The sequence below is a fragment of the Marasmitruncus massiliensis genome (genome assembly GCF_900186535.1).
GTDB lineage: Bacteria > Bacillota > Clostridia > Oscillospirales > Ruminococcaceae > Anaerotruncus > Anaerotruncus massiliensis_A.
In genome coordinates this window covers 1,517,080-1,537,949 of sequence record NZ_FYDE01000005.1, presented here as the reverse complement: position 1 = coordinate 1,537,949, position 20,870 = coordinate 1,517,080, and the positions used below count along the sequence as shown (strand labels likewise).

Genomic DNA, 20,870 nt, shown 5'->3' with positions numbered 1-20,870 from the left:
CTATTCGTTTTCCGTCTTCATGGAATCCACAAACACGTTCACCTTTGCGACATCAAGGTTGGTGGATTGTTCCACCGTATAGCGCACCTTATTCACAATACTTTTCACAATCACAGAGATATTCATGCCGTAAACCACTACGATATGCAGGTCGATCACTAATCCACCGCCGGAAGTGCGCACCCGCACACCTTTGTCGATGGCGTCCCTGCCCGAAACGGCAGCGCGGATTCCCTGAGCCGGCGAATTCACCATGCCCGCGACACCAAAGCATTCGGATGCCGCCTTGCCAACCAGCTTTGCAAAATATTCCTGCGAAATTTCTATGGTTCCATATTGGTTTTCCACGCTGATCAAAACAAAAACCTCCTTATATCACGAACTGTATGAAGCGCAGTCATTTCTACCATTCCATTATATTATAAAAAATATCCTGTTCGGTTGCAACTATTTCCGCCTGAAATTCACGGTTAAACGAGATCACTCCCTGCCGGAACGCCACCGGAATGAATGGCGACTGGTTATAAAATGTATCGCAGAGCGACTGGATACCGGCGCCTGTTTCTTTATACAGCTTATATAAATCGGCTACCTCCTGACTGTATGGGACGGCGTAGCCAAGGCTGCCGCCGTTCAGAAGCAGCGAAAAGTCCATATTATCCATCAGCCGGACTTCCCCAAGATAAAGGTCATAATTCCCGGACGCGATGGACTGTTCGTACTGGGAAAACGACTGGGCGGATACGATCACCCGGATGCCGATCTGCGACAGCTGTTCCGTAATCAGAGAAGCCGCGGCATTGCGGCAGGCATTGTCGCTGTTTACCAGCAGCGTCAGCGTCACCGGCGACTGATAGAGTGTGCGGAATCCGTTTCCGTCCCTCTCCGTCAGCCCAATCCCGTCCAAAAGCGCGTCTGCCTCCGTCAGATTTCTGGGGGCGGAAAGCTCCATCCCATCCAGCCTGTAAAACTCCGGATTAAACGGATACATGGAAGCCCGCGCGCGCGTCACATATGCTTTGGCAACCAGTTCATCGCGGTTAAGCGCGGTAGACAGCGCTTTCCGGAATTCCGCTTTCTGAAGCAGGCCGTGGTTGCCGTTGAGCCCGATATAAACCAGCCGGTTGAGCGTCACTGGAATATTCGAGGTGGACATGGCTGCTGTTTCGGAGCCGCTGAGGTCCGAATAGACCATGTCGATATCTCCGCTTTTCAGGCTGAACTGCTGCGCGTCCGGATCTGCCATGCTGACCAGTGTGATTTTCTGGATATTGCCTCCCGCCTGATAATAAAGCGGGTTGGCGGTGAGTGTCACGCCGTTCAGCCACGCGCCCCCCACAAAATATTTACTGATTCCGATCGGATAATCCATGTCCTTAGTGCCGTCTTTAATGATCGGGAAAGACAGCAGCGCGGGAAAATCCAGGTCAGGCTGTTTTAATTGAATGACCACATCGCCGTCCGCATTCACCGATGCCGACGCTACATTTTGCAGGGTCGTTTTCCAATTGGTATCGGAAGAAGCCGCCGTATTGATGGAATAGACAATATCCGCGCCCGTGAGCATCGTACCATCGGAAAATTTGGCATCCTTCCGGAATTTCACCACACAGACAGCTCCCTCGACCAAAACTTCCGTTGCCAGCTGGTTTTCAGGGCGGTAAGTTTTGTCGGGGCGCATCAGGCTGTCATAGAGCAGCGGAACCAGTTCCCGGTTGATCTGAGTCGTCATCCGGTAAGGATTGAGGGAATCGCCTGCCGTATATCCCAGTTTTACTTCATGGATGGGCTGTACGGACGGCTTTTCAGACTCGGGCTCGGAAGAAACAACCGGCTGAAGAATATCAAATTGCTGGTCATCAATATTTACAGAGCTGCAGCCCGAAAAAGCTGCCGAAAAAGCCAATACCAGCGCACAAAGTTTGCGTTTCATCCTGAATCTCCAGCATTATCAATGATTTGTTTATGATGGCTATCATCGGTATCATAACCACTTTGCGGCTATGATACCATATCCGCAGCATTATAAACCGCGTTGCGGTTATTATACCCCATTCAAAGTGTGAATTCAACGAAAGAATATGAACAAATGATTCGGCAGGCAGTAAAAAGACGGGATTTTGATCCCGCCTTTTATTGTCCTGTACGGATTCGTGTCACTGCGACGACCTTTCCACCCGATTTGCCGAACTCCAGCAAAACCCCATTCAGTTCAATGTTTTCCGGATCATTGGAAAAACGGCACGGCAGATTTGTGCGCATCCGTTCAATTGCCTTGTCTTTTTCCACACCCAGAACCGAATCCCGACCGCCGCACATTCCCACATCCGTTATGTAGGCGGTCCCTTTCGGAAGAAGCCTCTCATCGGCCGTCTGCACATGGGTATGCGTACCGATCACAGCGGACACACGCCCATCCAGATAATGTCCCAGCGCGAGTTTTTCCGCGGTTGCCTCCGCATGGAAGTCAACCAGAATATTGGGGCACTTGATGGTTGCCAGCAGTTCATCCGCGCAGGCAAATGGATTTTGGTAAGTCCCCTCCATATACACTTTTCCCTGAAGGTTGATGACACAGAGCGGAAAAGCCGGATGGTCATAAAAATAGATGCCGGAGCCGGGCGCTTCCGGATGATAATTGGCGGGGCGGATAACTCCCTTTTGTTCCTCAAGAACCTCATAAATCTCGCGCCGGCGCAGGGAATGGTTCCCTGTCGTAATCACATCGACACCGCTGTCAAACAGGTAACGGGCACTGTGAGGGGTAATCCCATTCCCTTCCGCGGAATTTTCACCGTTCGCAATGACAATCCCCGCACCCAGATCCTTTTTCAGCCGGGGCAGCTCACTGCGCAGCTTTTCACAACCCGACTGGCCTACCACGTCTCCAAAAAATAAAAGCTTCAACCGGTTCACCACCATCTAATCATAAAGGGCGCACAGAAGTGCGCCCTTTATTCTATCATACTTTTTCCGAAATTATAAGACCTTCGACAGAAAATCCTGCAACCGCGGATTTTTCGGACTTGAAAAGAATTCTTTCGGGGTATTTTGCTCCAGAATCTGCCCTCCGTCCATAAACAGGACGCGGGTGGCAACCTCGCGGGCAAATCCCATTTCATGGGTAACCACCACCATGGTCATGCCTTCCGCCGCCAGCTGCTTCATCAGTTCGAGCACTTCCCCGACCATTTCGGGGTCAAGTGCGGAAGTCGGCTCATCGAACAGCATAACGTCCGGATTCATCGCAAGAGCGCGGACAATGGCAATCCGCTGCTGCTGACCGCCCGAAAGCTGGGAAGGATAGCTGCTTGCCTTGTCCACCAGCCCAATACGCTCCAAAAGCTGCTTTGCCTTGGCATCCGCCTGCTCCTGCGTCATCAGCCTGAGCCGGACAGGGGCAAGGGTGATATTTTCCTGAACGGACAGGTGCCCGAACAGGTTGAACGACTGGAATACCATCCCCATTTTTTGGCGGAGCTGATTGATATTGCATTTCTTGTCGGTAATATTCACGCCTTCAAACCAGATTTCTCCGCCGGTAGGAACTTCCAGAAGGTTGAGGCAGCGAAGGAACGTGGACTTCCCGGAACCGGAAGGCCCGATGACAACGACCTTTTCTCCTTTTTCAATGGTCTCGGTAATTCCTTTGAGTACTAAATTCCCATGAAAGGATTTTTGCAGATTCTTAACGTCGATCACCTTTGCCCAGCCTCCTTTCCAGTCTCTTCTGCACCTGCGTCATTGCAATGACCAGCACCAGATAGATGAGCGCCGCAACAAACAGCGGTTCGCTGATAAACGCCCTGCCTTTGATCCCATCAGCCACCTTGGTCAGGTCACGTACCGCGATCATACCGGCGACAGAGGTTTCTTTCAGCAGGGTTATAAATTCATTGAAAAGGGCCGGGAGGATATTTTTAACAGCCTGCGGCAGAACAATGAGACGCATTGTCATCCAGCTGGTGAGGCCCAGAGAGCGCCCCGCCTCGGTCTGCCCGTGAGGGATAGACATGATGCCCGATCGGAAAATTTCCGCCACATAGGCGCCGGAGTTGAGTCCAAATCCAATGATCGCGACGGGCGTCCCGTTGGTCATGGAGGTGAACACCGCGGTATACAAGATAAGAAGCTGCACCACCACCGGAGTTCCGCGGATGACCGTCAGATAGAGGTCGCACAGTATTTCCAGAAAACGAAGCTTGCGGTTGCCCGCCGCCGACACCTTGACAACAGCAATGATCATACCGATCAAAATACCAATCAGCGTAGCGCAGGCGGCAATCAGCAAGGTGCGCCCCAGGCCTTCGACATACTGTTTCCACCTGTCCTCCGCCAATAGAGCAATATAAAGATTGTTGTAATGTTGCTGCAAAAATGCCGCCATTTGTCATCGCCTGCTTTCGGTGGTGTTTTGAAGCCGGTTTTTACGCCGCGTTCGCATGTTCGGTTACAAGTTCGTCAATTTTGCCTTCATCCATCAGGCGCTGCAAAGTCGCGTTGATGGCATCCAGCAGCTCCGCATTGCCTTTTTTCACTGCAAACGCATAACTTTCCTCTGTAAGCGGGTCGGGAAGAAGTTCCAGTTTGCCGTTGCTGTTGGCAACAATCGCTTCAGCCGGAAGTTTATCCAGAATGACAGCGTCGCACTTTCCGGCAATCAAAGCCGCGCCGGTTTCGGTTGCACCTTTAAAGCGCATGACCTCTTTCGCCTGCACCTCGTCGGAAGCATAAAAATCGCCGGTTGTGGATTCCTGCACCGCAATGGTGGTGCCGTCCAGCGTATCCTTCGTTATACTGCTTCCCTTCTGAACAATCAGATACTGCGCGGATTTCACATACTCTTTGGAGAAATCCACCTGTTCCTGACGCTCGGGAGTAATGGTCATGCCGGCCGCCGCAAAATCGCCTTTGCCGGATTTCACCGCTTCAATCAGCAGATCAAAATTCATATCCAGGATTTCCAGCTCAACACCGAGGTCTTTTGCGATTTCTGCCGCGACATCGGGGTCGACACCGGCCACGCTTCCGTCATCGCCAATATACTCAAACGGAGGGAACGTCGCGTTTGTCAGCATCACAAGTTTGCCGTTCGCTTTAATTGTGTCAAGACCGCCCGCTTCACCGGAAGCCGCGGATGCCTCAGCGCCGGAAGATTCGGAAACAGCGGCGGAAGACGCTTCGGATGACGCATTCTGGTCAGGGTTTTTGCTGCCGCAGGCAGCCATAGACAGCGCCAACACACACGCCGTCATGATTGCAACGATTTTTTTCATTCTTTTTTCTTTCTCCTTTTTCCCGTAAACACATAGGGAATGTCTATTCCGCCTTTCACAGCATAGATAAGCCGGAAAAAGCGGTCCATCATTTGAAAGCAATTTACACTTTCAATGATTTCCAACACAACAAAAAATGTCAGGACATTGAATTCGTAACATACAATATTATACACAGTTATCCGCCAAATGCAAGGGTAACGCTGCAAGATTATACAAATCAGATCGTTTTTATAAAGGAGCATAACGCAAAACAGCGGCGGAAACCTTCGTTTCCGCCGCTGTTTTCATTTCTTATTTTGCTTCTGTCATATGCTTTGTGACGAGCTCGTCAACTTTGCCTTCATCAACCAGTTTCTTCAGGACCTTGTTGATTTCCGCGAGCAGGTCGGGGGAATCTTTTTTCACTGCGATCGCATAGCTTTCTTCAGTCAGGGAATCCGGAAGGACCTCAAGCACTCCGTTGCTGTTGGCCGCAATGCTTTCGGCGGGGAGTTTATCGATGATCACCGCATCGCATTTTCCGGCCGAGAGGGCGGCGCCCGCTTCGATTCCGCTCTTAAAGCGCAAAACCTCTTTTGCTTTGATTTCATCGGTCGCATAGAAGTCACCGGTCGTGGATTCCTGCACCGCAATGGTCAGTCCGTCCAGTTTATCGGCGGTGACGCCGCTGTCCTTTTTAATGATGATATACTGTGCAGATTTCACATATTCATCGGAAAAATCAATCTGCTCGAGACGTTCCGGCTTAATGGTCATGCCTGCGGCGGAGAAATCCGCTTTGCCCGCTTTTACGGAATCAATCAGCAGGTCGAAGTTCATATCCACAACTTCAAGCTGCACGCCAAGATCGTCTGCAATCGCCTGCGAAATGTCAATGTCAACGCCCGCGGCCTTTCCGTCAGCGCCGACATATTCAAACGGCGGGAACGCAAGGTTGGTGCACATGACAATTTTGCCGGCCGCCTTGATGCGGTCAATATTAGGGGTTTCAGAAGTCGCATCCGGAGCCTCCGAAGATGCCGCCTCGCTGGATGCCGCTTCACTCGAAGCGGCGGATGAGGACGGAGCGGTTTCAGCCTTACTGCCGCAGGCCGCAAGTGATGCTGTCATAAGAAGCGCCAAAGACAAAGCCAATAATTTTTTCATATTTCTTCCTCCATGATCTTACATAAAGTCATACACGCAAATTAACATGCAACTAATAAGTATGATTATACATAAATACTGGATAAAAGCAACCCTTGAAATGAAAAAATATTCGCACACACTAATATTTATACGCTTTTACTATCTTTTTACACAATTATGCGTTAACTTTTGCATATCTTGAGGAAGAACAGCCTGAATTTTCATTCGTTTTTCGGTAACAGGATGCATAAACGACAAGCTGACGCAATGAAGCGCCTGCCGTTCAATACGCCCATAATCGCCGCCGTACAGCCGGTCGCCTAAAAGCGGATGGCCCATATAACTCATATGAACCCGTATCTGATGGGTGCGCCCCGTATGCAGGATGCAGCGAACAAGTGAATAGCCACTGCCGCAAGCCGCTGTTTCGTATTGGGTAACAGCGCGTTGGCCGCCTTCACAGACACACCGGCGCGGGTCGGTGCGGTCCGGCTGGCCAATCGGCACGTCAATCAAGCCGTCCGGCGGCGTCAGCCCGCCTGAAACAGCCGCAAGGTACAGCTTGTCCACATGCCCGGTCAGAGCCGCGGCTGCAAAAGCATTTTTCGCAATCAACACCGCGCCCGTGGTATCCTTGTCCAGACGGTTAAGGATGCGGCAGGGCATTGATTTTCCCTGCTCCGCACAGTGGACCGCAAACACATTCGCCAGCGTTCCCTGCTGTTTTTGCTTGACCTGGTGGCATGCCATCCCGGCAGGTTTGTTATAAACCATCAGATCTTCGTCTTCATAGAGGATGGGCACGTGTATGTCACTGTATAAAGATTCATTCTTCCGGTCATGCAGGGTAATTGAAACAATATCCCCCGTATGCACCGGGTCGATTGTGCGGACACGAACGCCATTGAGCAAAATCCCGTCGGGAAACACCTTGAGCGACCGCACAAGCGTATAGGAACATCCCGCGCCTCCCCGCAGAAAGTGAAGCACTTTGCGCCCGTCATAAGCAGGCGGCACAAGATAATCCAGCCGTCTCAAAACGGCAGGTCATCCTCTGAGCAGACATCTTTACAGTCTTCTTCAGACTCTTTCCCGGTTCCATAGACATTGCCGTTATTGTTGCCGCAGTAGATTCCTTTTTTCGCCGGCGCCATTAAAAACCCGAGAATGATCCCGCTCAAAAAACAAACCATCGCAGTAAGAATCAGAGTGCTCTTTTGCATCATTTTTTCCGCCTTTCCTGTATATGAGATGATACGCAAAAACGCAGCCGCATTTGCGGCTGCGTTATGTGTCTGCAAAGATTACTTATCCATTCCAAACCGCTTTTTGAATCTGTCGACACGGCCGCCCGAGTCAACCAGCTTCTGACGGCCGGTGAAGAAGGGATGGCATTTGGAGCAGATTTCAACGCGGATATTCTCTTTTGTAGAACGGGTATGAATCACTTCACCGCAGGCGCAGGTGATTGTCGTTTCTTTGTAGTCCGGATGAATTCCCTGTTTCATTTCGTTTCACCTCTCTCTGGCATCGATACTAGATACCATAAATGTAACATTTGAATTTTAGCACAGTTCATTCGTAAAAGCAAGCTTTTTCTGAAATTCTGTCAAACTCCGAGCCTTTTTTGAACATCCGCGCCGATTTTGGCCGCGCGGTCATTGATTTCGTCCATATCGCTGCCGATCACGGAAAGATACAGCTTGATTTTGGGCTCTGTACCGGACGGGCGGACAATCGCGCCGCAGCCGTTATCGAGGTGATACTCCAGCACATTGGATTTCGGAAGATGAATCTGCGCTGTCCCCTCTTTGGTAACGGTCATTGACTTTTTGTAGTCGCTCACACTGACCACTTCGCAGCCCGCGATTGTTTTGGGCGGGTTTTCGCGCAGGCTGTCCATCATGTCAGCCATCAGTTTCATCCCCTGCGCGCCCTCAAACTGGAAGTTTGCAACGCTCTCGCAGTAAAGGCCAAATTTCCTGTACAGCGCGTTCAGCGCGTCAACAAGGCTCATGCCCTTCGTTTTATACCAGGACGCCATCTCGACAATCAGCATCGAGCCTACCACGGCGTCCTTGTCGCGGACATGCGTACCGGCCAGATAGCCATAGCTTTCCTCAAATCCGAAAATAAAGCGCTCCGGATGCCCCTGCGATTCCATCTCGGCAATCTGTTCGCCGATATATTTGAAGCCGGTCAGCACATTGCGTACTTCAACTCCGTATCCCTTTCCAATGGCGTCAACCAGTTTCGTCGAAACAATCGTCTTGACGGCAACCGGGTCTTTCGGCATCGTTCCTTTTGCAATGCGGTTTGCGCAGATGTAATCCATCAGCAGCGCCCCGACCTGATTTCCGGTCAGAAGCCGATACTCTTTCCTGGCTTTGACCGCAATTCCGACTCGATCACAGTCCGGGTCGGTGGCAAGCAGCAGGTCCGCGCCGATTTTTTGGGAAAGTTCCAGGCCCTTAGCGAGCGCCTCCTTAATTTCAGGGTTCGGGAACGGGCAGGTCGGGAAATGCCCGTCCGGATATTCCTGCTCGGGAACCACTGTAATATCCGTTACGCCAATTTCTTTCAGTACCCGGCGGACAGGCTTATTCCCCGCGCCATTGAGCGGAGAATAGACCAGTTTTAACCCTGCGCCGGCGCAAACACCGGGATTGACCTGCTGGGCCAGAACCGCGGCGATAAAGCGATCAATCAGGGCCTCTGAAATCCATTCGATTTTCCCGTTCCGGACCGCCTGATCAAAATCCGAACGGCGGACATCCTCAAAAATATCCAGCTGATTGATCTGTGCAAGAACGGCATCCGCGGCTGTTTCCGTCATTTGGCAGCCGTCCCCGCCATATACCTTATAGCCGTTGTATTTCGCAGGGTTATGGGAAGCAGTCACCATAATTCCGGCGTCGCAATGCAGTTCGCGGGTCGCGAAGGAAAGCGCGGGCACCGGCATCAGTTCCTTATATAAAAAGACCTGAATTCCATTTGCCGCTAAAACATTTGCGGCTTCTTTTGAAAATACATCCGATTTGATCCGGCTATCGTAGGAAATCGCAACCGACGGCCGGCTGTTTTTTCCATTGAGGTAATCGGCAAGCCCCTGTGTCGCGCGGCGGATGGTATAGATATTCATGCGATTTGTACCCGCGCCGATCACTCCGCGCAGCCCGGCGGTTCCGAATTCCAGATCACGGTAAAAGCGGTCAAAAATCTCGTCTTCCCTGCCTCTGACCGCGTTAAGTTCATCGGTAAGGTCGGGGTCGTCCATAGAGGTGTTCAACCACCGTTCAAAAAGTGCTTTTGTATCCATTACATGCACCCTCCTGTATTGAAAACTGATCCTGTTTCTTATCTCCATGATAGCGTTTTGGCCGGTCAAAGTCAATCATATCGGCAGCGCATAAAAAATCCGTAAAAACCGTGGGGACAGGCTTGCAGTCTATGATAATCTATGTTATAATATAAAACAATATGCGTGGGGGAGTAGTTTGCGCATCTTTGCGTGGCATGTCAACACGATGACCGAATGGTCTGGCCTGTCTGAAAGAACAAGACCCATGGATGCCCTTTTTGGGTATTCATGGGTCTTTTCATATGAATACAGGACATAATGTTAGATAGCTGCTTTCCGGCAGCTGGGCAGGAGGAATTTTATTGGGCACCGCTACACTTTTTCTGATCGCATTGGGGCTTTCGATGGATGCTTTCGCCGTATCCGTTTCCAACGGGATGTGCTTTCGCAACTTCGGCATCAAACAAATCTTCGCGGCCGCGTTTTCATTCGGCTTGTTTCAGATGCTGATGCCGATGATCGGCTATTTTGCAGGCCGTACTTTCAGCAATGCAATCAGCTTCCTCGACCATTGGATTGCATTGATTCTGTTAGGCGCCATCGGCGGTAAGATGATTTATGACGGTATTTTGGAACTCCGGCGTCCCGATTCCTGTCCGGCCCAGCGATGTTTTACCTTCCGCGTGCTGTTTTTGCAGGCAGTCGCCACAAGCATTGACGCGCTTGCCGTCGGCATCGGTTTTGCGGTCATGCAGGTCGCGATCCTTCAGGCAGCCGCTTTTGTCGGCGTCATCACGTTTCTATGCTGTCTTGTCGGGGCTTTCCTCGGGCATCGGTTTGGCCTGGTGCTTGGGAAGCGCGCGGAGGTTTTGGGCGGCATCATTCTTGTTGCAATCGGGCTCAAAATTTTCATTGAGCACACCTTTGGCCTTTGATAAAGCCAACTGTAAGAAGCCCGAATTGCATTTTTCAAACGATTGCAGTATAATTTTCCCATATCACAACGAGGGAATGATGGGAGTATGCTGTCAACCATCCAAAGCCTGGGGCTGGCGGGAATTGAGCCGTTCCCTGTAACCGTGGAAGTCAGCCTCGCCCGCATGGTGCCGCTGTTCGACATTGTGGGCCTGCCGGACGCTGCGGTGAAAGAATCGCGGGAACGTGTCCGTTCCGTGTTTTTTCACTGTCACTACCCGTTTCCGGACGGACGAATCGTCGTAAACCTTGCGCCTGCCGATATCAAAAAGGCCGGTTCCCTTTACGATCTTCCAATTTTTATCGGACTGCTCTGTGCGCAGGGCGTTTTGCCGGACAATCTCGAAGGCAGTGTTTTTCTGGGAGAGCTTTCGCTTTCCGGTCAGCTCCACCGTGTGAACGGCGTACTGCCAATGCTGCTCGGAGCTTCAAAATTAGGTATCAAGCGGGCGTTTATTCCATGTCAGAATGCCGCGGAGGCTTCCGTTGTGCAGGGGATGGACGTCTATGCCGTTCATTCCGTTGATGAACTGATTGCTTTTTTACGCGGTGAAGCGCCCTTGGAGCTTGCGTCGGGCGTAAAATTCGAGGACGTCACAATTCCTCCTGTCCCGGATTTTCAGGATGTGAAAGGCCAGCAGGCAGCCAAGCGCGCACTGGAAATCGCCGCGGCCGGCAGCCATAACGTCCTGCTGATTGGCGCGCCTGGTACCGGGAAGAGCATGCTTGCCAAACGGCTGCCGTCGATTTTGCCGGAAATGAGCATGGAGGAAGCCATTGAAACCACGAAAATTTATTCCGCCTGCGGCCAGCTGCCGGCGAATACGCCGCTCATCAGAATTCGCCCGTTCCGGTCACCGCACCACACGGTTTCCCCCGCCGGATTATGCGGCGGCGGCGCGGTTCCGCAGCCCGGAGAACTGTCGCTGGCACATAACGGCGTCCTGTTTCTGGACGAGCTTCCGGAGTTCCAGCGTCCCGCTATGGAAGCGCTGCGCCAGCCGCTGGAGGACGGCGTTCTCACGATTGCCCGCGCAAACGCGCGTCTAAGCTACCCAAGCCGCATTATGCTGGTGGCGGCAATGAACCCCTGCCCCTGCGGTTATTACGGGCACCCGACTCACCCGTGCACCTGCTCGGAAACCCGCGTGGCATCCTATTTGAATAAAGTATCCGGCCCGTTGCTTGACAGAATCGATCTGCATGTCGAAGTAATGCCCGTCAATTACGAACAGCTGGTTTCCTCACAAAAAGAAGAGCCCTCCGCTGATATTAAACAAAGAGTTGCCGCGGCGCGCGAGATTCAGCAAAAACGCTTTTCCGGCACCGGAATCTCCTGCAACGCGCGCATCCCCCCTTCCCTGCTGGCAGAAGCATGCCCGCTTTCCCCGGATGCGGAACGCACGCTCCGGCTGGTATTTGAGAAGCTGGGACTGTCGGGGCGGGCATACGACCGGATTTTAAAAGTGTCCCGCACAATTGCGGATCTGGACGGAAGCGAACAGATTCAAATGTCCCACATTTCGGAAGCTGTCCAATACCGCAGCCTTGACCGCAAATACTGGGCACGCGGAAATTAATTTTATATCCCATTCCTATTAGAGTAAACGATTAAAAAATTCAGGAGGTCTACTATTTATGATCAAACATATCGTCATGTGGAAGCTGGAAGACGTTGCTCAGGGCAGCACCCGTACTGAAAACGCCCTGCAAATCAAGCAGATGCTCGAAGCGCTGCCCGAGAAAATTGACGGCATCCTCAAGCTGGAAGTGGGGATCGATACCAACCCGAAAAACTACGACGTCGTGCTTTACTCCAAGTTTGTATCTCCCGAAGCGCTTGCCGCCTACGATGTGCATCCGGCTCATGTCAAATGCAAGGATTTTATTAAAAAGGTGATTATAGAACGCGTCGCATGTGATTACGAAGCAGAATGAGATTGGCCCAAGCCTAAAAAAGCAGCCGCCGGAAGAATATCCGGCGGCTGCTTTTTTAGGCTTGTTTTAGATTCTTACAATGCGGGATTCGTTTGAAATTTCAGAAATTCCTTTGCTTCCCTCTTCATTCAGATAGTGGATAACCGCCTCATCAAGCGCGGCGAACTCGTTGACCACCTTCTTGTTAAGCATGGTATAATCATCACCGCCGGCTGCCATAAAGTCATTTGTCGCAACCAGATAGGTCTTGCTGTCAACGATCTTCTCACCGTTATGCGTGATGGTAACGATCCTGCTGCCTGCCGGTTTGGAAGGGTCATAGGTTACTTCGAGGCCCGCAGCCTGGATTTTATTGCCGATCACTTCCAAGCTCCCGTTTGCCAGACCAGGAAGTCCATGCTCCACTGCTTCCCGGACTTCCTTACCGGTCAGCTGAACTGTAACAATATAGTTGCCGAACGGCAGAACAGTCTGCACTTCGCCCACCGTGATCGGGCCTGCATCGATCGACGCGCGGATGCCTCCTCCGTTCGTCATTGCAATGTCCGCGCCGCTCTCTTTCAGCATTGCCGAAGCAACGAGGCGTGACAGGTTGGTTTCACCGGTCCTGACATTCTCGCGTTCCCCGTCCAATACTTCCGGAGCGGAGGCCACCACTGCATTCAGCCTCGGCTCCTGCGCTTTTTTCACGCGGTCAATCATTGTCTGAACCTTTGCATCGGGCTCCAAAGCGTCAGCTTTAAAATCGGATGCTTTGAATGCATCTGCATTTACCGAAACCTTTTTATCAGCGTCCACTTCAATCGTCACCATGCCGACATATTCCATATATTCGCCGGCACTCGTGATGACCGTGTCATTCACCTTTTGATAGCTGTCAGGCGTTGAATGGCTGTGTCCGTCAATAATCAAATCGATTCCGTCCACATTCTGTGCGAGATAGGTGCTGGTATTTTTACCGCTTGCTGCGTCAATTCCCAGATGTGCGAGGCAGATGACCACATCCGCCTGTTTCTCGCGCAGCTTTTTAACAACCTGCTTAGCCGTCTTGACGGGATCGGCAAACTGAACTGCATCAACATTTTTGGGGTTGGTCTTGTATGCGGTCTCCGGTGTGGAAAGGCCGAACACGCCGATTTTTACCCCGTTAACCTTATAGAACTGATACTCGGCGAAACCGTCCGCTATGGTTCCGTCGCTTTTTTTCAGGACATTTGCACCCAGGAGTTTCACCTGTGCCAAATACGCCAGCGTTGGGGTCCGGCGGTAGCCATAATTAAAGTCATGGTTGCCCACGACCATCGCATTATAACCGACCGCTTTCATAAGCGCCGAAATACTGGAGCCGCGGTTGAGCGTTGCAAACGGCTGTCCGTGGAATGTGTCGCCCGCGTCAAAAACAAAAACTCCATCCGCGCCGCCGGAATTGGAATCAATCAGCGTTTTCAGACGCGCATACCCGAAGCTGCCGAGCGTCCCGTCGTCTTCCACAGCTGCATCATAGCGGGAATGCACGTCATTCGTATGAAACAGCTTGATTACTGTTTCGCTGTTTCCTTCGGCGAATGCCGCCATGGAAAGCATTCCTACTGTCAGGACCGCACTGACTGCAAGGGAAAGTAGTTTTTTACACCATGCTGGTTTCATAGACAATTCCTCCTCTTTTTTAAGCAGTTTCCAGAATTTGCTTATTTAATTTTATTTTATCACAGCATGTTTCAGAATGAAATAGATTCAGGATAAATTTTCGCCTCAAAAGAAGCCTGTTTTGGAAATAATTCTCTGTTACATTTAAAATCTGGCTATTTAAACAGCTGAATGTTATGATATAGTTTATTCCGATTGCTCTATTTTACGATTCGAAAGGAGATCATTATACTGGAAAAAATGCAGGCTGCATGTCCATGCAGATGGAAAAACTGTAAAAGATACGGTCTATGCGAAGAATGCATCGAACACCATAAAAACAGCAAAAAGTACCCGCTTCCGTTTTGCTGGAAAACAGCTCAGAAAAACAATATAAAAAAAACTAACTGACCGCTCAAAACCATCCGGCAAAAAATTTTAAAAAAACGGTGCCATCAAGCGTTTTTGTACGCTTATGGCACCGTTTTGAGTTGAATGGAGTACGCGGGCAATTTTTTTGTGGTTCGCATAGAATATGACATCTTGATAAAACGAGCGGAGGGATTGTCATGTCTTTTGGAATCGCGCTGGCAGGCGGAGGAGTCCGGGGAGCCGCCCACGTCGGTGTGCTCCGTGCATTACATGAGAACGGCCTGCTCCCGGTGTCGATAGCGGGTACAAGCGCGGGCAGCGTCGTGGCGGGGCTTTATGCGGCCGGCGTAACTCCGGACGAAATGGTTCAGCTGGTAAAATGGCTGTCCAAAACCGGCTACCTTTTTGTCGATCCGGATTACGCAGGAATCTTAAAGGCAGTATTGCAGTTCCTGACAAATCGGCCTGTTACGTTGTCGGGGCTGATCAAAGGGAACCGGCTGGAAAAAGTTTTTAAAAAATACACAAAAAGCCTGGCAATACAGGATAGTAAGCTAAAAACTGTCATTCCGGCAGTGGATATTAACCGCAACAGGACAGTCGTATTCACAAACAGGATTCCTTTGAACAAGCAGTCTGAGACAATTCTTTGGCAGTCGGACGTCCTCCTTTCGGAAGCGATGCGCGCCAGCATTGCCGTTCCAACCGTTTTCCGCCCCAAACAAATAGGCAATCTGTATCTTGTTGACGGCGGGGTAACCGACGTTCTGCCTGTGAACCTGCTGCTCGCAGCGGGGGAAGCCAATGTACTGGCCGTAGATATTTCCGAACAATACAAGCAGCTTAAAAATCAGAATATACTGGAAATAGCGTCCCGGTCGCTTTCCATAATGAGCAGCAGACTAAAAGAATGTGCGTCTGAGGGAGAAAAGCTGCTGCTCACCCCTTCCCTTCCGGATGATATTGGACTGCTCTCCTTTGGGAGAATGGAAGAATGCATGGAAATTGGTTATGAGACGACTGTAAAAGTGCTGCCTGCAATAAAAAGCCTGTTCCGATAGGCGATTTTACCCGTCAAAGCAGAGGAGCGTTGTTTTCAAAAAGTTCTGAATTTATTCATATTTCGGCGCTTTTGATCGGCATTTTTCTCAAAAATTTAACATAGATTCCCAGTTATCTATTGGTTTATCAATTTTTTCATAAGAAATTGATCAGTAATCTTTTTCCAGTTTTATTTTTGCGTATTACCAACAACCCCGCATGATATGCGGAGTTGTTGGTAATACATTGTTTTTTTAGGATTTTTAATTGGAGCTTGCTGCTATTTTTTATGGATAAGTCTGGGAGATCTTTAAAAATCTGTCATATCTGCCTAATTTTAAGCAATGCCTGCAAATATGAACAGTGCTATGATATTAGACAAGCCAGCAGAAGCTGGTAAAATCCAATAGAAAGAGAGAGAAGAAAAAATGAAAAAAATGTTAATGGCAGTTTGCTCTTGTGCGCTAACACTGTCAATCGCCGCCACGCCTGCTTTAGCAGCGAATAGCAACAGTACCTGCCCCAAGCAAGGGCCAAACCTTTCCAATTCTCAATTTGTTCGTACGCTATTCTCTTTTGGCGGCCAAAACGGAGATCAGGCAGAGGGTGCCCCAATTAATTCTCTGATTTCCCAGTTACTCAATGGAAATAACGGGAATAGTTTTAACCTGAACGACTTCGTTTCCACATCTTTTGATTGGAGCAAATTTTTTACAAACAGTTGCCCCACTGACACAAACAGCGACGATGCCGGCAAAAACTGCGGACTCCCTAACTGCCCGTCCGACAGCGAATCCTGCAATGTAACTTCATGCAGCTCGGACGGAAGCACCTGCGACGTCTCTTCCTGCGATGAAAGCAGCAGTTCTTCCGAAGAGCCTTCCAGCTCTGACAGCAGCTCCTCCGAAGCAAGTTCTTCCGAACCTTCTTCGTCCAGCTCCGATGCAAGCTCTTCCCAGGCTGACGATGAGATCGACAGCGCATACCGTGATCTCCAGAAACAAGTGATTGCAATTGTCAATGAAGAAAGAGCCGCAAACGGTCTCTCTGCTCTGAAAGAAAACGCAGAACTTGCCAAAGTTGCGACTTTGAAGTCCGAAGACATGGCTAAATTGAACTATTTCAGCCATACCTCTCCCACTTATGGTTCTCCTTTTGAAATGCTTTCTCAGTTTGGCATTACATACACCGCGGCCGGAGAAAACATTGCAATGGGACAACCCACCCCTGAAAGCGTTATGAATGCCTGGATGAATTCTGAAGGCCACAGAGCCAATATCCTGAATTCCAGCTACACTGAAATCGGCGTCGGCATCGCAAAAAATGCGAACGGCCAGTATATCTGGACCCAGACCTTCCTCAGACCGTAATTTGCTTCATTTTTGAATCACGGCGGTACCATCGGCTGCAATGCCAATGGTACCGCTTTTTTATGCCGTCATGCGAATCCAAGCCACAGCTTGAGCAGAGAATAAACCGCCAAGTGCAATGGATAGAGCAGATAAAAGCCATATTGCAACACTCTTCCTTTGTATCCCTGCCTTGAATTATAAGCTACAAGGAAAGGGACTGCCACAACGGCGCTGAGATAGTAAAACAGGTAATCCCGCGATCGAATCGGATTATAGATCAGCATCAGAGCGAATACCAGAAACCAGCCGGTCTGAACAGGTTCCTGGATATAATAAAGCAGTACGATCAGCAGCACACCCTTCCAACCGTAATCAAGATAAGGAGATGCAAAACAGATCGGAATGAGAAAAACCGCAGATAAAATCCGGTAGTTCCGGACGCGGATATTTTCAAGCAGGATAATCGCCGCCACGCTTGCCGCCAACGTAAATAAAATATTCGCCTTACTGGAATGAAGCGCGTAAGTATAGGGGATCTGAGAAATCACAGCAAGCAGCAAAATACGCAGGAAGTAACGCCGGCGGTCTTTTGTATAGACACATCCCCGCGCGATCAGAAACGCAAAGATCGGAAATGCCACACGCCCCACACACCGCATCACGAGAAACCCTGTTTCGCTGAAAAAAGACGGAAAAGCGACTGCAAAGTGATCAATGAACATGCTGACCAGCGCTATTATTTTTAAGGCCAAGGCATTCATGGCGGGTTCTCCCCTTTACTTCTTCAAAACAAACATCACCCGGATATACCGGCAGGATTTATAATAACTGTGCCCTTTTTGCCCGAAGGCATTCATAGGCCATTTTCTTTTGACTCTCTGTTTATTGCGCTCTGGCTCTCCTGCAAGCAATTGATTGCAAAATAAGGTGCATGTAATATGTTCGAAAAGGCAATACTATCTTCAATCTGATTGCTATAAATTGCCTTTGAAACGAGGAAACATTATGTTTGGTTTTCGTCAGAACGATAAAAACAATAAACAAAAAACAGTTGACAAAAAAGTGGAGCAGATAAATGGTCCCCTTGAAACGCGAAAAGTATCGTATTCGCTGAAAGACAATGTGGATACCATGAAGGCCTTATTTCTGGATGTGGAAATTCTTCGGACAAGGACTGTTGAGAATAACTATCATAATAGTGCCCGATTCGGCATCTTTTACTGCGATGGCGTTGTGAATTCCAGTTTGATCAATGACAACATTATCAAGCCGCTGATGCTGTCATCGGAAGTGAAGCCCGGAGACGGTCTGATTGATACAATCATCGAAAAGGTTGTACAGGTCAATGATGCAGCAAAAACTGATAATTTTAAGGAAATTGTGAAAGCGGTTACTTATGGCGACACCATTTTGTTCGCCGAAGGAGCAAATCAGGCTGTCATACTGAGCACCAAAGAATTCGCGTTGCGTTCCATTGCGGAACCGGACAATGAAAAGGTATTAAGCGGACCGCGCGAGGGATTTTCAGAGTCCCTGATGCAGAACCTTTCTTTGGTTCGCCGGAGAGCCCGCACCAATGATTTAAAAATGAAATTCCTGGATTTAGGGCGCCGCACGCAAACTTCTATTTGTGTGTGCTATTTTGACAGTCTTATCAATAAAGACATCCTTGATCAGCTCATGAAAAAACTGAAAGGAATCGACATCGACGCAATTCTGGACACAAACTATCTTACTGAGCTGATCAGAGGCGCGCGCTATTCGCCGTTTCGTACGACCGGGTATACGGAACGGCCGGATATCGTCGTAGGGAAGTTGCTGGAAGGCCGGATCGCGATATTTGTGGATGGCACCCCAAATGTCATCACGGTTCCGTATCTATTCATAGAAAACTTTCAGAGTAACGAGGATTACTACCTGAGCTTCTATTATACTTCCTTTTCACGTGTTCTGCGCATCTTCGGATTCTTCCTGACGATTATCATTCCCGGACTTTATATTGCAATTGTCGCTTATCAAATCGAAATGCTGCCCACACCGCTTCTTATCAATATCTCCGCTGAGCGGCAAAGCGTTCCGCTGCCGGCCGCTGTAGAGGCTTTTGTAATGCTCATCACATTTGACGTTCTCCGGGAAACAGGAATCCGTATGCCGTCAAACACCGGTCAGGCGTTAAGCATTGTGGGCGCGCTGGTAATCGGGCAGGCAGCTGTTACCGCAAAGCTTGTCGCGGCTCCCATGATCATTGTGATTGCTGTCACCGGAATTACCAATCTGTTGGTTCCGAAACTCAATGCACCGGTCATATATATTCGTTTTGCCCTGCTGCTGTTAGCGTCTACTTTGGGCCTATTCGGGCTTACTATGGGACTTTGCGCTCTAATTATCCATTTACTGAATCTTGAGTCCTTCGGGGTTCCGCAGCTTTCGCTGTCAGGCAACTTCAAATTCCAGGCAATCAAGGATACCGCATTCAGGGCTCCCTGGTGGACTATGCGGCTGCGGCCGGACCGGTTAAACAAAAATCAGGTGCGTATGAAGCAGAAGGATGAAAAAGGCAATGATTAAAAGAATAGTATGCTGCGCTTTTTGCCTGTCTGCCCTTTTTCTGCTAAACGGGTGCTGGGATTATCGCGGCCTGAACGAAATAACTCTGGTATCGGGTGTAGCGGTGGACAAAGACCCGCTGACTGGGCGCTATTTAGTTTCCTGCGAAATAATTGATCTCACACAATCCCTCCAGGAAAAAGGCCCAACCGGAAAAGTGATAGAGTCCGAAGGCTCGACTATTTTTGAAGCAGTCAGGAACGCCAAAAGAAGGCTTGTAAACAAGCTGTATTTTGGCAATGCCCAAGTTTTGGTACTGAGTGAGCAGGTGGTTAAGGAAGAGGATCTTGGTGATGTGATTGACTGGTTTCTCAGAGACGCGGAATGCCGCGAGACCGTGCATGTTGTAATTTCACAGGAAAAAAAAGCAAGCGACCTGTTTCGTGTAAGTGGAACGGATCAGACTGTCGCAGCATTTGAACTAAACAGCATCGTCACAAAAGATCCCGAGTTTACGTCAACGACTTCTCCGCTGGAGTTATATAAAGTCTTTGATAAAATCGTGAATCCCGGCATTTCTCCCACACTACCTGCTTTTCATATTACTGAAAATGATGAAAAAGAGATAGATGAATTAAACGGTATCGCAATTTTTAAAAATGAAAGGTTACAGGGCTATCTTTCGCCTGAAGATTCCAAATATTTTTTATTTATTACGAATGGCGTTAAAGGAGGGATTCTCCCAATTTCCTCCAACGATGATGGCAGTAACGATGTTTCTCTTGAAATTTTTGAAAATAAAACAAAACCGTCCTTCTCATACAAGGATGGAAAACTAAAAATAAAGTTAAAAGTACAAACAACGGTCGATGTGGCAGAAGCTGAAACCAAAATAGCTTCTTCTGATGATCAGACAATTAAAAAACTGGAAAAAACCGGTTCTGAACAGTTGAAAAGAAGAATGGAAGCAGTTATTAAAAAAGTGCAGAAACAATATAATTCCGATATTTTCGGATTCGGTAAATTAATATATAAGAAAAATCCAAAATTATGGGAAACCCTTTCCCCCGACTGGGATACTCTGTTTCCAAATTTAGAGGTCGAAATTACTCCGGAAATCAGAATTATTAATACTGCTCTAAAAAAATGAATCTAAGAGAAGTGAAGAAGTAATGCTGCCATTGATTATAGTCCTCCTGTTTATTTTTGTATATTTGTTTGACTATAAGCCGGTTTTAAAGGACGGGAATACCAAAGAGAAAATCCTGCATGGCTCAATTATGGCAATCAGTTTCTGCATATTGATGCTGC

General features: G+C 49.2%; 20 protein-coding genes. 7 read left to right on the top strand and 13 right to left on the bottom strand.

Features of this window, described 5'->3' with window-relative positions:
* The 11 genes from C1A10_RS15470 to C1A10_RS15415 all read right to left on the bottom strand — a co-directional run bounded on the left by C1A10_RS15470 (window position 1) and on the right by C1A10_RS15415 (window position 9,726).
* A complete protein-coding gene (locus C1A10_RS15470) occupies window positions 1-348 on the bottom strand; it encodes an Asp23/Gls24 family envelope stress response protein (protein WP_242968987.1) in 348 nt (115 codons plus the stop codon).
* 55 nt (window positions 349-403) lie between these two features.
* Entirely contained in the window at window positions 404-1,933 is a 1,530-nt protein-coding gene (locus tag C1A10_RS15465) for an ABC transporter substrate-binding protein (protein ID WP_101911105.1), read from the bottom strand.
* A 200-nt stretch (window positions 1,934-2,133) separates the two neighbouring features.
* The gene (locus C1A10_RS15460; RefSeq protein WP_101911104.1) at window positions 2,134-2,907 is read right to left on the bottom strand and encodes a TIGR00282 family metallophosphoesterase; all 774 of its coding nucleotides are present in this window, start codon (window positions 2,905-2,907) and stop codon (window positions 2,134-2,136) included.
* 72 nt (window positions 2,908-2,979) lie between these two features.
* On the bottom strand, window positions 2,980-3,702 hold the full coding sequence (locus tag C1A10_RS15455) for an amino acid ABC transporter ATP-binding protein (protein ID WP_101911103.1): 723 nt from the start codon (window positions 3,700-3,702) through the stop codon (window positions 2,980-2,982).
* On the bottom strand, window positions 3,689-4,387 hold the full coding sequence (locus tag C1A10_RS15450; protein WP_101911102.1) for an amino acid ABC transporter permease: 699 nt from the start codon (window positions 4,385-4,387) through the stop codon (window positions 3,689-3,691). The genes C1A10_RS15455 and C1A10_RS15450 overlap by 14 nt, the downstream gene beginning before the upstream one ends.
* Before the next feature lie 40 nt (window positions 4,388-4,427).
* A complete protein-coding gene (locus C1A10_RS15445) occupies window positions 4,428-5,276 on the bottom strand; it encodes an ABC transporter substrate-binding protein (protein ID WP_101911101.1) in 849 nt (282 codons plus the stop codon).
* Between the two features lie 294 nt (window positions 5,277-5,570).
* On the bottom strand, window positions 5,571-6,425 hold the full coding sequence (locus C1A10_RS15435; protein ID WP_101911099.1) for an ABC transporter substrate-binding protein: 855 nt from the start codon (window positions 6,423-6,425) through the stop codon (window positions 5,571-5,573).
* A 141-nt stretch (window positions 6,426-6,566) separates the two neighbouring features.
* Window positions 6,567-7,445 carry an RluA family pseudouridine synthase gene (locus C1A10_RS15430; protein ID WP_101911098.1) on the bottom strand — a complete coding sequence of 293 codons (879 nt, stop codon included), beginning with the start codon at window positions 7,443-7,445 and terminating at the stop codon, window positions 6,567-6,569.
* A complete protein-coding gene (locus C1A10_RS15425; RefSeq protein WP_180951172.1) occupies window positions 7,442-7,630 on the bottom strand; it encodes a hypothetical protein in 189 nt (62 codons plus the stop codon). Before C1A10_RS15425 ends, C1A10_RS15430 begins: the two co-directional genes overlap by 4 nt.
* Window positions 7,631-7,711: 81 nt before the next feature.
* Window positions 7,712-7,915, bottom strand: a complete 204-nt coding sequence (rpmE, locus tag C1A10_RS15420) for a 50S ribosomal protein L31 (RefSeq protein ID WP_101911096.1) — start codon at window positions 7,913-7,915, stop codon at window positions 7,712-7,714.
* A gap of 101 nt (window positions 7,916-8,016) precedes the next feature.
* Window positions 8,017-9,726, bottom strand: coding sequence for a phospho-sugar mutase (locus tag C1A10_RS15415; protein ID WP_101911095.1), 1,710 nt, complete (start codon window positions 9,724-9,726; stop codon window positions 8,017-8,019).
* Window positions 9,727-10,070: 344 nt separating this feature from the next.
* Here C1A10_RS15415 and C1A10_RS15410 point away from each other — a divergent pair, with 344 nt between their 5' ends.
* From C1A10_RS15410 to C1A10_RS15400, 3 genes are all read left to right on the top strand, one after another.
* On the top strand, window positions 10,071-10,643 hold the full coding sequence (locus C1A10_RS15410; RefSeq protein ID WP_101911094.1) for a manganese efflux pump MntP: 573 nt from the start codon (window positions 10,071-10,073) through the stop codon (window positions 10,641-10,643).
* Window positions 10,644-10,730: 87 nt separating this feature from the next.
* Window positions 10,731-12,263 (top strand): YifB family Mg chelatase-like AAA ATPase, encoded by a 1,533-nt coding sequence (locus C1A10_RS15405; RefSeq protein WP_101911093.1) that lies wholly within the window; start codon window positions 10,731-10,733, stop codon window positions 12,261-12,263.
* A gap of 58 nt (window positions 12,264-12,321) precedes the next feature.
* The gene (locus tag C1A10_RS15400) at window positions 12,322-12,621 is read left to right on the top strand and encodes a Dabb family protein (protein WP_101911092.1); all 300 of its coding nucleotides are present in this window, start codon (window positions 12,322-12,324) and stop codon (window positions 12,619-12,621) included.
* 66 nt (window positions 12,622-12,687) lie between these two features.
* On the opposite strand, the gene C1A10_RS15395 is transcribed toward C1A10_RS15400, so the two are convergent.
* On the bottom strand, window positions 12,688-14,268 hold the full coding sequence (locus C1A10_RS15395) for a bifunctional metallophosphatase/5'-nucleotidase (protein WP_101911091.1): 1,581 nt from the start codon (window positions 14,266-14,268) through the stop codon (window positions 12,688-12,690).
* A 548-nt stretch (window positions 14,269-14,816) separates the two neighbouring features.
* Here C1A10_RS15395 and C1A10_RS15390 point away from each other — a divergent pair.
* Together C1A10_RS15390 and C1A10_RS15385 are read left to right on the top strand one after the other, a co-directional pair.
* Window positions 14,817-15,680, top strand: coding sequence for a patatin-like phospholipase family protein (locus C1A10_RS15390; protein ID WP_101911090.1), 864 nt, complete (start codon window positions 14,817-14,819; stop codon window positions 15,678-15,680).
* A gap of 408 nt (window positions 15,681-16,088) precedes the next feature.
* Entirely contained in the window at window positions 16,089-17,030 is a 942-nt protein-coding gene (locus tag C1A10_RS15385; RefSeq protein WP_101911089.1) for a CAP domain-containing protein, read from the top strand.
* A 68-nt stretch (window positions 17,031-17,098) separates the two neighbouring features.
* Here C1A10_RS15385 and C1A10_RS15380 read toward each other — a convergent pair whose 3' ends face one another.
* Entirely contained in the window at window positions 17,099-17,773 is a 675-nt protein-coding gene (locus C1A10_RS15380; RefSeq protein ID WP_101911088.1) for a TraX family protein, read from the bottom strand.
* Between the two features lie 244 nt (window positions 17,774-18,017).
* Between C1A10_RS15380 and C1A10_RS15375 the strand changes: the two genes are divergently transcribed.
* Both C1A10_RS15375 and C1A10_RS15370 read left to right on the top strand, forming a co-directional pair.
* Window positions 18,018-19,580 (top strand): spore germination protein, encoded by a 1,563-nt coding sequence (locus C1A10_RS15375; RefSeq protein ID WP_101911087.1) that lies wholly within the window; start codon window positions 18,018-18,020, stop codon window positions 19,578-19,580.
* Entirely contained in the window at window positions 19,561-20,709 is a 1,149-nt protein-coding gene (locus tag C1A10_RS15370; protein ID WP_101911086.1) for a Ger(x)C family spore germination protein, read from the top strand. Before C1A10_RS15375 ends, C1A10_RS15370 begins: the two co-directional genes overlap by 20 nt.
* The last annotated feature ends 161 nt before the right edge of the window (window positions 20,710-20,870 follow it).

Coding starts and splice junctions, on each gene's coding strand:
- C1A10_RS15465 (WP_101911105.1), bottom strand. CDS start 1,933: ATGAAACGCAAACTTTGTGCGCTGGTATTGGCTTTTTCGGCAGCTTTT.
- C1A10_RS15450 (WP_101911102.1), bottom strand. CDS start 4,387: ATGGCGGCATTTTTGCAGCAACATTACAACAATCTTTATATTGCTCTA.
- C1A10_RS15445 (WP_101911101.1), bottom strand. CDS start 5,276: ATGAAAAAAATCGTTGCAATCATGACGGCGTGTGTGTTGGCGCTGTCT.
- C1A10_RS15435 (WP_101911099.1), bottom strand. CDS start 6,425: ATGAAAAAATTATTGGCTTTGTCTTTGGCGCTTCTTATGACAGCATCA.
- C1A10_RS15425 (WP_180951172.1), bottom strand. CDS start 7,630: ATGCAAAAGAGCACTCTGATTCTTACTGCGATGGTTTGTTTTTTGAGC.
- rpmE (WP_101911096.1), bottom strand. CDS start 7,915: ATGAAACAGGGAATTCATCCGGACTACAAAGAAACGACAATCACCTGC.
- C1A10_RS15415 (WP_101911095.1), bottom strand. CDS start 9,726: ATGGATACAAAAGCACTTTTTGAACGGTGGTTGAACACCTCTATGGAC.
- C1A10_RS15405 (WP_101911093.1), top strand. CDS start 10,731: ATGCTGTCAACCATCCAAAGCCTGGGGCTGGCGGGAATTGAGCCGTTC.
- C1A10_RS15400 (WP_101911092.1), top strand. CDS start 12,322: ATGATCAAACATATCGTCATGTGGAAGCTGGAAGACGTTGCTCAGGGC.
- C1A10_RS15395 (WP_101911091.1), bottom strand. CDS start 14,268: ATGAAACCAGCATGGTGTAAAAAACTACTTTCCCTTGCAGTCAGTGCG.
- C1A10_RS15390 (WP_101911090.1), top strand. CDS start 14,817: ATGTCTTTTGGAATCGCGCTGGCAGGCGGAGGAGTCCGGGGAGCCGCC.
- C1A10_RS15385 (WP_101911089.1), top strand. CDS start 16,089: ATGAAAAAAATGTTAATGGCAGTTTGCTCTTGTGCGCTAACACTGTCA.
- C1A10_RS15380 (WP_101911088.1), bottom strand. CDS start 17,773: ATGAATGCCTTGGCCTTAAAAATAATAGCGCTGGTCAGCATGTTCATT.
- C1A10_RS15375 (WP_101911087.1), top strand. CDS start 18,018: ATGTTTGGTTTTCGTCAGAACGATAAAAACAATAAACAAAAAACAGTT.
- C1A10_RS15370 (WP_101911086.1), top strand. CDS start 19,561: ATGAAAAAGGCAATGATTAAAAGAATAGTATGCTGCGCTTTTTGCCTG.